This window comes from Mycobacterium sp. DL, assembly GCF_039729195.1.
GTDB classification, from domain to species: Bacteria; Actinomycetota; Actinomycetes; order Mycobacteriales; family Mycobacteriaceae; genus Mycobacterium; species Mycobacterium hippocampi_A.
Window position 1 is genome coordinate 4,752,597 of the sequence record NZ_CP155796.1, and the last position, 14,656, is coordinate 4,767,252.

General features: G+C 67.4%; 11 protein-coding genes. 6 read left to right on the forward strand and 5 right to left on the reverse strand.

Annotated elements, in window-relative coordinates:
* The first annotated feature begins 1 nt into the window (after window position 1).
* Entirely contained in the window at window positions 2-1,450 is a 1,449-nt protein-coding gene (locus ABDC78_RS22715; RefSeq protein WP_178360594.1) for an NAD-dependent succinate-semialdehyde dehydrogenase, read from the forward strand.
* A 98-nt stretch (window positions 1,451-1,548) separates the two neighbouring features.
* Window positions 1,549-3,582 (forward strand): acyltransferase family protein, encoded by a 2,034-nt coding sequence (locus ABDC78_RS22720; RefSeq protein ID WP_178360595.1) that lies wholly within the window; start codon window positions 1,549-1,551, stop codon window positions 3,580-3,582.
* 72 nt (window positions 3,583-3,654) lie between these two features.
* Here ABDC78_RS22720 and ABDC78_RS22725 read toward each other — a convergent pair whose 3' ends face one another.
* The gene (locus ABDC78_RS22725) at window positions 3,655-3,930 is read right to left on the reverse strand and encodes a chorismate mutase (protein ID WP_347133200.1); all 276 of its coding nucleotides are present in this window, start codon (window positions 3,928-3,930) and stop codon (window positions 3,655-3,657) included.
* A gap of 245 nt (window positions 3,931-4,175) precedes the next feature.
* On the opposite strand from ABDC78_RS22725, the gene ABDC78_RS22730 reads away from it, so the two are divergent.
* Complete coding sequence (locus ABDC78_RS22730; RefSeq protein ID WP_178360597.1) at window positions 4,176-6,497, forward strand: UvrD-helicase domain-containing protein; 2,322 nt, start codon at window positions 4,176-4,178, stop codon at window positions 6,495-6,497.
* On the opposite strand, the gene ABDC78_RS22735 is transcribed toward ABDC78_RS22730, so the two are convergent.
* Both ABDC78_RS22735 and ABDC78_RS22740 read right to left on the reverse strand, forming a co-directional pair.
* Window positions 6,494-7,129, reverse strand: coding sequence for a hypothetical protein (locus ABDC78_RS22735; protein WP_178360612.1), 636 nt, complete (start codon window positions 7,127-7,129; stop codon window positions 6,494-6,496). The genes ABDC78_RS22730 and ABDC78_RS22735 overlap by 4 nt on opposite strands.
* Before the next feature lie 39 nt (window positions 7,130-7,168).
* Window positions 7,169-8,230 carry a M23 family metallopeptidase gene (locus ABDC78_RS22740; RefSeq protein WP_256736267.1) on the reverse strand — a complete coding sequence of 354 codons (1,062 nt, stop codon included), beginning with the start codon at window positions 8,228-8,230 and terminating at the stop codon, window positions 7,169-7,171.
* Window positions 8,231-8,554: 324 nt separating this feature from the next.
* Here ABDC78_RS22740 and sucC point away from each other — a divergent pair, with 324 nt between their 5' ends.
* Window positions 8,555-9,718 (forward strand): ADP-forming succinate--CoA ligase subunit beta, encoded by a 1,164-nt coding sequence (gene sucC / locus ABDC78_RS22745; protein ID WP_178360599.1) that lies wholly within the window; start codon window positions 8,555-8,557, stop codon window positions 9,716-9,718.
* A 12-nt stretch (window positions 9,719-9,730) separates the two neighbouring features.
* Window positions 9,731-10,636: a succinate--CoA ligase subunit alpha gene (sucD, locus tag ABDC78_RS22750; RefSeq protein WP_178360600.1), complete on the forward strand. Its 906-nt coding sequence runs from the start codon at window positions 9,731-9,733 to the stop codon at window positions 10,634-10,636.
* Between the two features lie 89 nt (window positions 10,637-10,725).
* On the opposite strand, the gene ABDC78_RS22755 is transcribed toward sucD, so the two are convergent.
* Window positions 10,726-11,817, reverse strand: a complete 1,092-nt coding sequence (locus tag ABDC78_RS22755) for a MarR family transcriptional regulator (protein ID WP_347133201.1) — start codon at window positions 11,815-11,817, stop codon at window positions 10,726-10,728.
* Window positions 11,814-12,944, reverse strand: coding sequence for an ATP-binding protein (locus ABDC78_RS22760; protein ID WP_178360613.1), 1,131 nt, complete (start codon window positions 12,942-12,944; stop codon window positions 11,814-11,816). Before ABDC78_RS22760 ends, ABDC78_RS22755 begins: the two co-directional genes overlap by 4 nt.
* A gap of 182 nt (window positions 12,945-13,126) precedes the next feature.
* On the opposite strand from ABDC78_RS22760, the gene ABDC78_RS22765 reads away from it, so the two are divergent.
* Window positions 13,127-14,656, forward strand: a complete 1,530-nt coding sequence (locus ABDC78_RS22765) for an acetyl-CoA acetyltransferase (protein ID WP_178360601.1) — start codon at window positions 13,127-13,129, stop codon at window positions 14,654-14,656.

Below are 14,656 nucleotides of genomic sequence, written 5' to 3' on the forward strand. Positions count from 1 at the left end.
TATGGATACTTCCGCGCTTCTGAACTCGGTACCCACCGGACTCTGGATCGGTGGTGAAGAACGCGAGGGCAAGTCGACTTTCAATGTGCTGGACCCCAGCGACGACCAGGTGCTGACCACGGTCGCCGACGCGACGCCCGACGATGCGCGCGCCGCGCTCGACGCGGCCTGCGCGGTTCAGGCGGATTGGGCCGGGACCGCGCCGCGTAAGCGGGGCGAGATTCTGCGCGCGGTCTTCGAGGCCATCACCGAGCGGGCCGATGAGATCGCCGCGCTGATGACCCTGGAGATGGGCAAGGTGGTCGCCGAGAGCAAGGGTGAGGTGACCTACGGCGCCGAGTTCTTCCGCTGGTTCGCCGAAGAAGCGGTCCGCATCGGTGGCCGCTACACGCCCAGCCCCGCGGGTAACGGACGCATCATCGTCACCAAGCAGGCCGTCGGGCCCTGCTACGCGATCACGCCGTGGAACTTCCCGCTGGCGATGGGCACCCGCAAGATGGGGCCGGCCTTCGCCGCAGGGTGCACGATGATCGTCAAGCCCGCCCAGGAGACGCCGCTGACGATGCTGCTGCTGGCCAAGTTGATGGACGAGGCCGGCCTGCCCAAGGGGGTGCTGTCGGTGCTGCCGACCAGCAGCCCGGGGCCGGTGACCGAGGCGCTGATCAACGACGGCCGGCTGCGCAAGCTGACGTTCACCGGGTCCACCGGGGTGGGCAAGGCCCTGGTGAAGCAGTCGGCGGACAAGCTGTTGCGCACGTCGATGGAGCTCGGCGGCAACGCACCGTTCATCGTGTTCGACGACGCAGACATCGACGCTGCCGTCGACGGCGCGATCCTGGCCAAGATGCGCAACGGCGGCGAGGCGTGCACCGCGGCCAACCGGTTCCACGTCGCCAACTCGGTGCGGGACGAGTTCACCGAGAAGATGGTCAAGCGGATGAGCGAGTTCACCCTCGGCAAGGGCCTGGACCCGGCGTCGACGCTGGGCCCGCTGATCAACTCCAAGCAGGTCAACACCGTCGCCGATCTCGTCTCCGACGCGGTGTCGCGTGGTGCCTCCGTGGCGATCGGCGGCGTCGCTCCCGGCGGGCCCGGCAACTTCTACCCGGCCACGGTGCTGGCCGACGTGCCCGCCGACGCCCGGATCCTCAAGGAGGAGGTGTTCGGACCCGTCGCCCCCATCACCGGCTTCGACACTGTGGAGGAGGGCATCGCGGCCGCCAACAACACCGAGTACGGGTTGGCCGCCTACATCTACACGCAGTCCCTGGACCGCGCGCTGAAGGTGGCCGAAGGAATCGAGTCCGGCATGGTCGGCGTCAACCGCGGCGTGATCTCCGATGCCGCCGCACCATTCGGCGGGATCAAGGAATCCGGCTTCGGCCGTGAGGGCGGATCCGAAGGCATCGAGGAGTACCTCGACACCAAATACATCGCGCTGACCAACTAGCGCACAGCACGGCCGCGCGCCTTCCCGATCCGGCGTCGCGGAGCCCATAAAATTCCTGATTCGCACGTGGCTGCGAATGATCAGGAGGGCCCGGGACCGTGACTGCCGTGAGTGCGGCGCCGATCCGTCTGGGCCCACGCCGATATGTGAGCGCGGGCCGGGGAATCGCCGCACTCGACGGTGTCAGGGCGGTCGCCGTCGCGCTGGTGCTGGCCGATCATGGCGGTGTTCCCGGGCTGTCGGGCGGGTTCCTCGGCGTCGACGTCTTCTTCGTCCTCAGCGGTTTCCTCATCACGTCGCTGCTCATCGACGAGATCGGCCGCAGCGGCCAGATCGGCTTGAAGGACTTCTGGATTCGCCGCGCCCGCAGACTGTTGCCCGCGCTGATCGTGATGGTGCTCGCGGTCGTGGCGGCGCGCGACCTGTTCGCCGAGGAATCCACCACCAACCTTCGCGACCACGCCGTCGCGACCTTCTTCTGGATGTCCAACTGGATGTTCGTCGCCGAGCGGACCGACTACTTCGCTGCGGGCGCGCCGCCGTCCCCGCTGCAGCACACGTGGTCGCTGGGCGTCGAGGAGCAGTACTACCTGCTCTGGCCATTGCTGCTGGCCGCCGTCGTCGCGGGTCTGGCCGCGGTGGCCTATCGCCGCGGTGTGCCACTGACCGTGCGCGCGATTCGCATCGCGGTCTTTGTCATCGCGTCGGCGGGGGTGATCGCGTCCGCGGGTGCGACCATGCTCGTGACCTCCGAGGAGAACCTCAACCGCGTCTACTTCGGCACCGACACCCGGATGCAGGCGCTGCTCGTGGGAGCGGCCGCGGCGGCCCTGCTGGTGCGCGACTGGCGCGGACTGGCCGCCGGCATGGTGATCCTGCGCTCGCGGTGGGCCCGATGGCTGGCGCGCGTCGTACCGGTCGTCGGTCTGGCAGTGCTGGGACTGGCAGCCCACCTCGCCACGGGCAGCGCCGCGGAGTTCCGGCACGGCCTGCTGATCGTCGTCGCCGTCGCGGCGGTCCTCGTCGTCGCGTCGGTGGCGCTCGAACAGGACGGGCCCGTCGCCCGCCTGCTGGCGCTGCCACCGCTGGTGGGCCTCGGCGCCATCTCCTACGGGGTCTACCTGTGGCACTGGCCGATCTTCCTGGTGATCAACGGCGAGCGCACCGGCACGACGGGATGGGAACTGTTCGCGCTGCGGTGCGCGGCGACCATCGCGGTGGCCACCGTGGTGTGGTGGGCCATCGAACAGCCCATCCTTCGATGGCGACCCGTGTCCGTGCCGATGCTGCCGCTGGCCGCTGCAACGGCTGCGACCGCGGCGGTGCTGACGATGACCGTCATGCCGGTGGGTGTGCCGACCGGCAAGCCGGCGCCCGGGCCCGAGGTCGACACCGCCGCGCTGATCGCGCCCGAGATCCCCGTGGGAGTGTCGGTACCGGCACGGCCGCGGGTGCCCGGAGAAACCACGGTCGCGGTGTTCGGCGACTCCATCGCGTGGACCCTGATGCGTTACCTGCCGCAGACGCCGGGGCTGAATTTCGCCGACTACACCACGATCGGGTGCGGCATCGCACGCGGCGGACCCTACGAGTACGTCGGTCAGCAACTCGACCAGAAGCCCGAGTGCGACGCCTGGCCCGGTCGATGGGCCCAGCGGATCACCCACGAGCGCCCGGACGTGGTGCTGCTGATCGTCGGGCGCTGGGAGGTCGTCGACCGGATGAACGAAGGCCGCTGGACGCATATCGGTGAGTCCGGATATGACGCTTACCTGCGCAGTGAACTCAACCGCGCACTGGACATCCTGGGCTCGACCGGAGCGCGGGTCGTCGTGACCACCGAGCCCTACAACCGCAGGGCGGAGAAGCCGGACGGCAGCCTCTACCCGGAGGACCAACCGAAGCGCGTCGAACGCTGGAACACGTTGTTGCGCAGCGTGGTCTCCGAGCGGGACAACGCCACGGTGCTCGACCTGAACCGGAAGCTGAGCCCCAACGGCTACTACCAGGTGAAGGTCGACGGCATCCGGATGCGCAGCGACGGTGTGCACCCGACACCCGAGGCCGTCGAATGGCTGACTCCGTGGCTCACCGAGGCGCTGCGGCCCGGGTCGCAGGTTGCCGCGAAATAGCGTTCCGGGCTGTACATCAGCCCACAATCACAACCGGGAGTGCTATTTCGCGGGAACCGCGACGGGGTCCGGTCAGTGGCCGAGGCGGCCGCGGCCCATGCGCAGCAGCAGCATCGCCAGGTTCTTCCCCTCGGCGCCCAGCACGCTGTAGCGCTCGATGACCTTCATCTCCCGGCTGTGCACCAGACGGGTGCCGCCGGAGGCCATCCGTGCCTTGCCGATCAGCTGCGACACCTCGGTGCGGCGCTGAACCGCCTCCAGGATCGTCGCGTCGAGGCGATCGATCTCCTGGCGCAGGTCATCGATGTCGGGGCCGGCGGGCGCCTGAGAAGTTTCCGTCGTCGTCATGTCGTGGGTCTCCGAACTCTCGTTGTCTGAAGAGCCTGGCCTCATCCGATTTCGGGCCTCCCACAAGAAACGAGCCCCGGATCCGGAAGCGGACCGCGGGGCTCTGGGAAGCAGCTACACCACGGGCACCGCAGGCCGGTACCCGTAAAAAAATCGCTGCTGCGCAGTAAGCACCCAATGAGTGTGCCACTACCGGCCGTGCCAGCGCAAAGAGTGTCGCCGCGCGGCGGTAGGTTTGAGCGGATATGACCGCTTCTCCTGTCACGAGCGACACCGATCAGCAGCAGCTCCTGGAAGGGCTCAACCCGCAGCAGCGCCTGGCCGTGCTGCACGAGGGTGCGCCGCTGCTGATCGTGGCAGGCGCCGGGTCGGGAAAGACCGCGGTTCTGACCCGCCGCATCGCCTATCTGCTGGCCGCCCGTGACGTGGGTGTGGGCCAGGTGCTGGCCATCACGTTCACCAACAAGGCCGCCGCGGAGATGCGTGAACGCATCGTCGCGCTGATCGGCCCCCGGGCGCGCAGCATGTGGGTGTCGACGTTCCACTCGACGTGCGTGCGGATCCTGCGCAACCAGGCCTCGCTGCTGCCTGGGCTCAACTCCAACTTCTCCATCTACGACGCCGACGACTCGCGACGCCTGCTGCTGATGATCGGCAAGGACATGGGTCTGGACACCAAACGGCATTCACCGCGGGTGCTGTCCAACGGCATCTCGAACCTGAAGAACGAACTGATCGGGCCCGAGCAGGCGGCGGCTGAGGCGTCGGAGGCCGCAGACGATCTGGCGCGCATCACCGCCGACGTGTACGGGGAGTACCAGCGGCGGCTGCGTGCCGCCAACGCTCTGGACTTCGACGACCTGATCGGCGAGACAGTCGCTGTGCTGCAGGCCTTTCCGCAGATCGCCCAGTACTACCGACGCCGGTTCCGGCACATCCTCGTCGACGAGTACCAGGACACCAACCACGCGCAGTACATGTTGGTGCGCGAACTCGTCGGCGTGGGGGCCGCCGATACCGACACGGTGCCGCTGGCCGAGTTGTGCGTGGTGGGTGACGCCGATCAGTCGATCTATGCGTTCCGCGGCGCGACGATCCGCAACATCGAGGATTTTGAACGCGACTTCCCCAACGCCACAACGATTCTGCTGGAGCAGAACTACCGGTCGACCCAGACGATCCTGAACGCCGCCAACTCGGTGATCGCCCGCAACGCCGGGCGGCGCGAGAAGCGGCTGTGGACCGACGCCGGTGACGGCGACCTGATCGTCGGTTATGTCGCCGACAACGAGCACGACGAGGCCAGGTTCGTCGCGCAGGAGATCGACGCGCTCTCCGACTCGGTGACCGACTTCTCCTACAACGACGTCGCGGTCTTCTACCGCACCAACAATTCGTCCCGGGCCATCGAAGAGGTCTTCATCCGGGCCGGCATACCGTACAAAGTCGTTGGGGGAGTGCGTTTCTACGAGCGCCGGGAGATCCGCGACATCGTCGCTTACCTACGTGTGCTGGACAACCCGGGGGATGCGGTCAGCATGCGGCGCATCCTCAACACTCCGCGCCGCGGCATCGGTGACCGTGCCGAAGCCTGTGTGGCGGTGTACGCCGAGAGCACCGGCGCCACCTTCAACGACGCCCTGGTGGCGGCCGCCGAAGGCAGGGTGCCGATGCTCAACACCCGTGCTGAGAAGGCGATCGCCGGATTCGTCGGACTGCTCGACGAGCTTCGGGGCAAACTCGACGAGGGCCTCGGTGAGCTGGTGGAGGCCGTGCTCGACCGCACCGGCTACCGGGTCGAACTGGAATCGTCGAGTGATCCGCAGGACCTCGCCCGGCTCGACAACCTCAACGAATTGGTCAGCGTCGCACACGAATTCAGCATCGACCTGGCCAATGCCAAAGCGCTGGCGGAAACCGAGCCCGAGGACGAGGACATCCCCGACACGGGTGTGCTGGCGGCTTTCCTCGAGCGGGTGTCGCTGGTCGCCGACGCCGACGACATCCCCGAGCACGGCTCGGGCGTGGTGACGATGATGACGCTGCACACCGCCAAGGGGCTGGAGTTCCCTGTCGTCTTCGTCACCGGGTGGGAGGACGGCATGTTCCCCCACATGCGGGCGCTGGGCGATCCACTCGAGCTGTCGGAGGAACGTCGGCTGGCCTACGTCGGCATCACCCGCGCACGGCAGCGGCTCTACCTCAGTCGCGCCAAGATCCGCTCGTCGTGGGGTCAGCCGATGCTGAACCCGGAATCACGTTTCCTGCGGGAGATCCCGCAGGAGCTGATCGACTGGCGCCGCACGGAGCAGTCGTCGTCGTTCTCCGCGCCGGTCAGCGGTGCGGGTCGGTTCGGCACCCCCCGGCCCTCGCCGGCGCGGTCGTCGGCCGGCAAGCGTCCGCTGCTGGTGCTGGAACCCGGCGACCGGGTCACTCACGACAAGTACGGGCTCGGCAGGGTCGAAGAGGTGTCCGGCGTCGGCGAATCCGCCATGTCGCTGATCGACTTCGGCAGTGCCGGTCGGGTGAAGCTGATGCACAACCACGCCCCGGTGGCCAAGCTCTAGGAGCCCGTGCGGCCCCAGAGGGCGGTCTCGGGCAGCATCGCCAGCCCGATGGACGCCAACGGCAGCAGCGGCATCGCATAAACCACCGCCGGTAGCTTGGCGCCGGCGACGAACAGGCTGGCGAAGATCAGGATCGCGACCACCGATCCGACCACGATCAGCAGTCGGCCGATCCGTCGCCGCAGCAACAACGCGATCACCCCGCCGATGGTGCCCGCAGCGGAGACCGCCGACAGGAAGCCGATCGCTATGCAGAACAACAGGTCCGTTCCCCACCACCCGGTGATGAGGTCCGTGGCGATCACCGCGGTCGCCCACCCGGACAGGATGCTCACGACCGCCGTGGCGATGGCCGGTTTCGGGTCTGCCGAAGGGGTTCGGGACCGTCCCACGACGACGGGCTTGGCGCGGGGGACGTCGTCGCGCCCATCGGCCGCGGGAATGAGGGATGTCGGGAGTTCGGGCACGACACTCGTCGGGGGGTCGACGACCGGCGCGGGGATTTCACCGGTCGGGTGCCGCCGGATGATGCCCGTCGGGTGTTCCGGGGAAGAAGGGATCGGCTGAGAAGGCGCGCTCAGCGGAGCGCGACGGAGGATCCGGGTTTCTGGTTCCGATGAGCGCTCGCGCAAAGAGTGTGTGTCTGAAGCCTGATTGTCGTCGCTGGCCACTCAGCCAACGTAGCCGCCGGGGGTCAGCCCCCGCTTGGACAGCCACCCGACGGGATCGATCCGGTCGGAGCCGTTGACCATGACCTCGAAGTGCAGGTGCGGCCCGGTCGAGTTGCCCCGGTTGCCCATCGTGGCGATCTGATCGCCGGCCATGACCCGCTCGCCGACGCTGACCAGCCACGTGTTGATGTGGCCGTAGAGGGTCACGGTGCCGTCGGAGTGCTTGAGCTTGACGTATGCGCCGTATCCGGCGGTCGGGCCGACTTCGATGACCACGCCGTCGGCGGCAGCCAGGATCGGTGTGCCGATCGAGTTCGCGATGTCGATGCCGCCGTGCAGAACACCCCAGCGGTAGCCGAACCCCGACGTCCACACGCCGCGGGTGGGCATCGCGAACTGGGGCCGCACCAGGCGGGCTTCCCGCTCGGCGCGCTCCTGGGCGAACGCGGCGGCCTTGGTGATCTCCTCGGCGTGGACGGCCGAGTTCGCCGCCGGGGTGACAGTCACGACCTGCATGCCGTCCACCGACCCGGTGATGACGGCGCCGCCGCCCATCGCGGTCTGATCGGCGGCAAGCACGGTCTCCGCGGGAGCCTTCGGTGCACCGTTGGTCACGGTGTAGGCGCCGGCCGCGGTGGCTCCGACGGCCATCGCCGCCACCATCAGGCGACCCCGGACGGGCACCTCGGTCTTGCGGTGCTGTCCCTTGCCCTTGCCCGCGCGCATGTCGATCACGTCGGTGGCCGCGGCCCCGTCGCTGACGTCGGTGTGGCTCTCGCGGTACGCCCGGGTGGTCCCGCGACGGTCGGCACGCGGTTGGGTGCGGAACTCCGAGGGCACGGCCAGACGCAACGGCACGAGGTCGTCGGTGTCGTGCAGGTCGTCGAGTTCGGGAGCGTGGATGACCTGCGCTTCGCGGTCGAACGCGGCGTGCGGCAGGAAGTCGAGTTCGGCCAGATCGCCGAACTCGTTGAAGGGGATGATGTCGGTGACTTCGGCGGCCTCTGGAGCTGCGACGGTGAATCGGGTAGCGACCCTTACGGAGCGGGCGTTCGCTGACAATCCCTCATAGGGCCGAGGCGAACGATGCTGAGGCAACCTGAAAAGTCCTTGTCGTCGTGATCACACCGTTACTTAGACCAGAGGACGTTAACCAAATTCCAATCAAAGTGGCAACCCGAGCGCTTATTGCGCCGGAGATTGTGACTTGAATCACGAATGGGCCGGCGGTGAGATCCACCACATGAGCGGTGGGCGGTGACAAGGGTCTGCGTTCGTGTCGATAAAGTTTCCCCGAGCCCGGCGGGACCAAACACCTAGGTGAATTCCGGCGGGCGGGAGAGTCGCAGCGACTGCGGATAACAACAACAGACAGACAGTGGGTCCATGGATCTCTTCGAGTACCAGGCGAAGGAACTGTTCGCCAAACACAACGTCCCGACGACGCCCGGCCGGGTCACCGACTCCGCCGAGGACGCGAAGGCCATCGCCGAGGAGATCGGCAAGCCGGTCATGGTGAAGGCGCAGGTCAAGGTCGGCGGCCGCGGGAAGGCCGGCGGCGTCAAGTACGCCGCGACGCCGGATGACGCGTTCACCCACGCCCAGAACATCCTGGGTCTGGACATCAAGGGCCACGTGGTGAAGAAGCTGCTGGTCGCCGAGGCCAGCGACATCGCCGAGGAGTACTACATCTCCTTCCTGCTCGATCGCTCCAACCGGACCTACCTGGCCATGTGCTCGGTCGAGGGCGGCGTGGAGATCGAAGAGGTCGCCGCCACCAAGCCTGAGCGGCTCGCCAGGGTGTCCGTCGACGCCGTCAAGGGTGTCGACGAGGCCTTCGCCCGGTCGATCGCCGAGCAGGGCCACCTGCCCGCCGAGGTGCTCGACGCCGCGGCCGTGACCATCGCCAAGCTCTGGGACGTCTTCGTCGGCGAGGACGCCACGCTGGTGGAGGTGAACCCGTTGGTGCGGACGCCGGACGATCAGATCCTGGCGCTGGACGGCAAGGTCACTCTCGACGCCAACGCCGACTTCCGGCAGCCCGGTCACGAGGAGTTCGAGGACAAGGACGCCACCGACCCGCTGGAGCTCAAGGCGAAGGAGAACGACCTCAACTACGTCAAGCTCGACGGCGCGGTCGGCATCATCGGCAACGGCGCGGGCCTGGTCATGTCGACCCTCGACGTCGTCGCGTACGCCGGCGAGAAGCACGGCGGCGTGAAGCCCGCCAACTTCCTCGACATCGGCGGTGGCGCCTCGGCCGAGGTGATGGCCGCGGGCCTGGACGTCATCCTGGGCGACGATCAGGTCAAGAGCGTGTTCGTCAACGTGTTCGGCGGCATCACCGCCTGTGACGCGGTGGCCAACGGCATCGTCAGCGCACTGAAGATCCTCGGCGACGAGGCCAACAAGCCACTCGTCGTGCGGCTCGACGGCAACAACGTCGAGGAGGGCCGGCGGATTCTCGCCGAGGCCAACCATCCCCTGGTGATCCAGGCCGAGACCATGGACGCCGGCGCCGACAAGGCCGCCGAGCTGGCCAACAAGTAAGGGGCACTTGCCATGTCTATTTTTCTGAACAAGGACTCCAAGGTCATCGTCCAGGGCATCACAGGCGGGGAGGGCACCAAGCACACCAAGCTGATGCTCAAGGCCGGCACGCAGATCGTGGGCGGCGTGAACGCGCGCAAGGCGGGCACGACCGTCACGCACCAGGACAAGGACGGCAAGGACGTCGAGCTTCCGGTGTTCGCGAGCGTCGCCGAAGCGATGAAGGAGACGGGCGCCGACGTGTCGATCGCGTTCGTCCCACCTGCCTTCTCCAAGGACGCGATCATCGAGGCCATCGACGCCGAGATCCCGCTGCTGGTCGTCATCACCGAGGGAATCCCGGTGCAGGACAGCGCCTATGCGTGGGCCTACAACGTGGAGAAGGGTCAGAAGACCCGGATCATCGGCCCGAACTGCCCGGGCATCATCACCCCCGGTGAGTCGCTCGTCGGCATCACGCCGAACAACATCACCGGCAAGGGCCCGATCGGGCTGGTGTCGAAGTCGGGCACCCTGACCTACCAGATGATGTACGAATTGCGCGATCTCGGCTTCTCGACCGCCATCGGCATCGGCGGCGACCCGGTCATCGGCACCACCCACATCGACGCCATCGAGGCGTTCGAGAAGGATCCCGAGACCAAGGTCATCGTGATGATCGGTGAGATCGGCGGCGACGCCGAGGAGCGGGCGGCCGACTACATCAAGGCCAACGTCTCCAAGCCGGTCGTCGGCTACGTCGCGGGCTTCACCGCGCCGGAAGGCAAGACGATGGGCCACGCCGGCGCCATCGTGTCCGGTTCGTCGGGCACCGCCGCCGCCAAGCAGGAGGCCCTGGAGGCCGCAGGCGTCAAGGTCGGCAAGACGCCGTCGGAGACCGCGAAGCTCGCCCGGGAGATCTTCGAAAACCTGAGCTAGGTGCACCTTGCGTCTTGCACCGCGAGCGCGCGCGTTTGTGCGGCGACACACCGTCGCAGGCGTACAAATGCGCGCGCTCGTCGCGCGGGTCAGCTACCGCGGTAGTGCAGGTAGTTGCGCAGCAGCGGGTCGGTGAGGTCGTACCACGAGGTGCGGCGGTCCTCGTCGGCCTTCGACGAGGTGACCCACTGGTCGGCGGCAAGGCGTCCGAGCGCGGCGGACGCCGACTGATTCGACACGCCCACGGCGGCAGCTAGATCGGAGACGGTCCGTGCGCCGGGGCCGCGGGCCAGTTCGACGACAAGGCGCTGCTCGCCCGCGGGGAGTTGCCACAGTTGCTGCTGGTAGTGCGGGGCCAGTCGGTCCAGTAGCGCCTCGACGGCCGGGGTGAGCGCGTCGAGGCTGCCGGCGTCGGCGCACTGGGCCAGCAGATGCCACGTCCGTGGCGTCCCTCCGACGATGTCGCGGATTGCCGCGACGCGGTCGCGGCCTCGGGCCGACTGCAGGAACGCGACGAGGTCGGTGTCCCCGCGCCGCTGCGCCGCCCGGTCCAGCAGGACGACGGCGTCGTCGACACTCAACCCGGCGATCCGCTCGATCATGAATGATCCGTACCAGGGGTATTCGCGCGACGAGACACCGGTGAACAGTGTTGGCGCGGTGGCGAATACCAGGACAGCCGTGGTTGTCTCGACCCAGGCGCGCAGGCTGCCCTGGCCCGCTTCCCCGATGCCGTCGAACACCCGGTCGAGGTTCTCGATGGCCAGCAGGATCGTCCTACCTGCCGCCGCCTGCATCACGGCGCCCTCGATTCCGACCGGGTCCCTCCCGCGTCGCAGCGTCCTGGCCTCCTCGCCCAGTTCTGAACTGATGGCGCGGGCTATCTCGACGAGCAGGTCGGCATACGAGCCGATGGCCAGTGAGTCCTCGGCAATGAGCACGGGCAGAACATGTTTCGCCGTCGAGGTGTCGGACAGCGCCCGACCGAGAGTGACGTGCAGGGTGTGTGTCTTTCCCGACCCGCGCGGCCCGACCAGCAGGGTGTGGGGTCGTGAACCGTCGCGTGCCGAGGAGATGATGCGCTGTGTCAGGGCCTGCAGGAGGTCGGAGCGGCCCACCGTCAACGCCTCGAGTTCGGTCAACGACATCGCCGACGGTGTGAACAGTGCGGGGATGGTCACCGGCGCATGGCTTTCCACGCACGCTGCAGCAGCGGTGAGGAGAACTGGTCGGCATCCCCGGCGCGCACCAGATAATGGTCGAGCGTCAGCCGTTCGATGAACGACACCAGTTGCGCCCTGTCGGTGATCGGGTTGCCTTCGCTGCGGAGTCGCATCAGTACGGTGTCGACGTCCAGTGGTCGGTTCGTGTGTGCGTAGATGTCGAGCAGGCGGCCGATGGCGGGTGCGTCCGCACCGTAGTAGTGGGGGAGCCGATCTCGGTAGTGCCGCAGATCCCAAGGGTCGTAGGGACTCTCGATCGCGTCCAGCACCAGCAGGTCGACGAGTTCGGGGTAGGCCGCGACCTGGGTGTCGTACGACGACTTCCTGGCGGCGGCCACCAGGTGCTGGATGTAATACGGCACGTTCTCGGCGGCCGAGGCGATCGCGGCCGCGACGGCGTGCTGGTCGGTGGTCGGTGTGGCACTGCCCAGGAGTAGGCATTCGGCGAGGTAGGTCGCGTGGTCGGAGCGGATGGGGCCCACGGCGATCTTCGGGATGTCGTTGACGGTGGCGGGGGCGTCGTCGGACACATGATGGAATCCGATCGATCCGGACAGCACCGTCGCGACCTTTCCCGGATTCTCCTGGCGGACCCGGCGGAGCAGGTGCAGGAAGGTGTCGCCGGACCCGGGGTCCGCACGCTCCAGGTTGCGGGCCAGCACGCTCACCTCGTCGATGAACAGCGCCAGCGTGTGGCCGCGGGCCCGGCGGATCGCATTGTCGAGCAACTCGTCCAGTGTCGCGGCGGCGCGGGCGTCGCGTTCCAGGCGGACCGGCCCTGCGGTGAGGGTGAGTCGGATCTTGGCGAGTTCCTTCGACCAGGACGGGTCGAGTCGGGCCAACTCGGAGATCAGCGCCGACACGAACTCGGTGTAACTCTCCCGTTCGGCGCTGACGGCCACGACGACGGCGCCCTGCTCGGCGGCCATCCGCTGCACCAGGCGCGACAACGAGGTCTTGCCATGCCGCCGGTCTCCGACCAGGACCGCCCCCGAATGCACCAGGGCCGCGAGGACGTCGTTCGACTCGCGGACGCGACCGACCACGTCTTCGGTGGGGACGACACCACCGACGACAAGGGACATCGGGCGCGGTTGCCAGTTCATCGGACAAGAATACGTCAATTCGGACGTACATCTACTCAGTTGTACGTCGTCGATGTCGTGTATCTGTGAGTTCGCCAAACGATAACGTGTTCTATTAGCCTTTCGAAGTAACTGCGATGAGCCGCTCGGGCGAAGAGCGGACAGTCGAGAGGACACACAGCATGGCGGTTGATCCACGCACCCCGGTCATCGTCGGTGTCGGGCAGTTCACCGAGCGGATCGACGACCCTGCCTACCGCGGGATGTCTGCGGTGGACCTCGCCACGGCGGCGGCTCGGGCGGCGCTGGCGGACACCGGCGCCGACGAGGCGCTGGTCGCCGAGGCTGTCGACACCGTCTTCGGCCTGCGGCAGTTCGAGATCTCCGGACCCATGCCGGCGACCTTGGGCAAGTCGAACAACTACCCGCGATCGGTGATGAACCGCCTCGGCGGTGATCCGGCCCGTGTCGTCCTGGAACCAGTGGGCGGACAGAGTCCGCAGAAGCTCGTCACCGAGGCCGGCAACACGATCGTCGCGGGGGACGCGGACGTCGTCATGATCATGGGCTCCGAGCCTGGCTCTACCGCAAAGTATTTCGCCGGCAGAGCCGACAAGCCCGACTTCACCGAAGATGTCGCCGGCCAGCTCGAGGATCGTGGTCACCAGATATTCAGCTACATCGACGAGTACACCGTCCAGCACGGGCTCACCGGTGCGCCGGTGCAGTACGGTCTTCTCGACAACGCCCGACGGTCCCGTCTGGGGCTGAGTGTCAGCGAATACCGACACCAGATGGCCGAACTGTTCGCGCCGATGTCGAGAGTTGCTGCCAAGAACCCGTTCTCGTCGTCCCCGGTGGAGCGCTCGGTCGAGGAGATCGAGACGGTCACAGACGAGAACCGGATGATCTGTGACCCCTATCCCCGGCTACTGGTCGCCCGCGACACCGTGAACCAGGGTGCTGCCGCGGTGCTGATGTCCGTGGCGGCTGCGCGCAGACTCGGTGTGCCCGAGGAGAAGTGGGTGTACCTGCACGGGCATTCGGACCTGATCGAACAGGGCCTGCTGTCGCGGGCCGACCTCGGAGCGGGTCCGGCTTCGGTAGCGGCCGCCCATGAGGCGCTGCGGGTCGCAGGGGTCGGTGTCGACGACATCGCCACCTTCGATCTCTACAGTTGTTTTCCCTTCCCGGTGTTCGTGATCTGTGAGGCACTCGGGTTGGCCGCGAACGACCCTCGCGGGCTGACCCTCACCGGTGGTCTCCCGTACTTCGGCGGCCCCGGCAACAGCTATGCACTGCACGGCATCGCCGAGACCGTCGAGCAGATGCGCGACCACCCGGGGCGATTCGGTTTCGTCGGTGCCAACGGCGGGATCATGAGCAAGTATTCGGTCGGTGTGTACTCGACCGAACCGGTCGAATGGCGCACCTCCCGCAGTGCCGAACTGACCGGGCAGATCGCCGCCCTTCCGACGGTGCCGGTGACGAAGACCGTGGACGGCCCAGGAACCATCGAGACCTACTCGGTGCGCTACGACTGGCCGGTGCGGACAGGCATCATCGTCGGCCGCCTGGACGCCGACGGATCCCGTTTCATGGCGACCACCGAGAACCCCGAGTTGGTGTCGTTGATGTCCGACGGTGACCCCTTGGGCGCGAAAGTTGTTGTCAACAGCACAGATAACGGCAACCGCGCGGTCCTGCGCTAG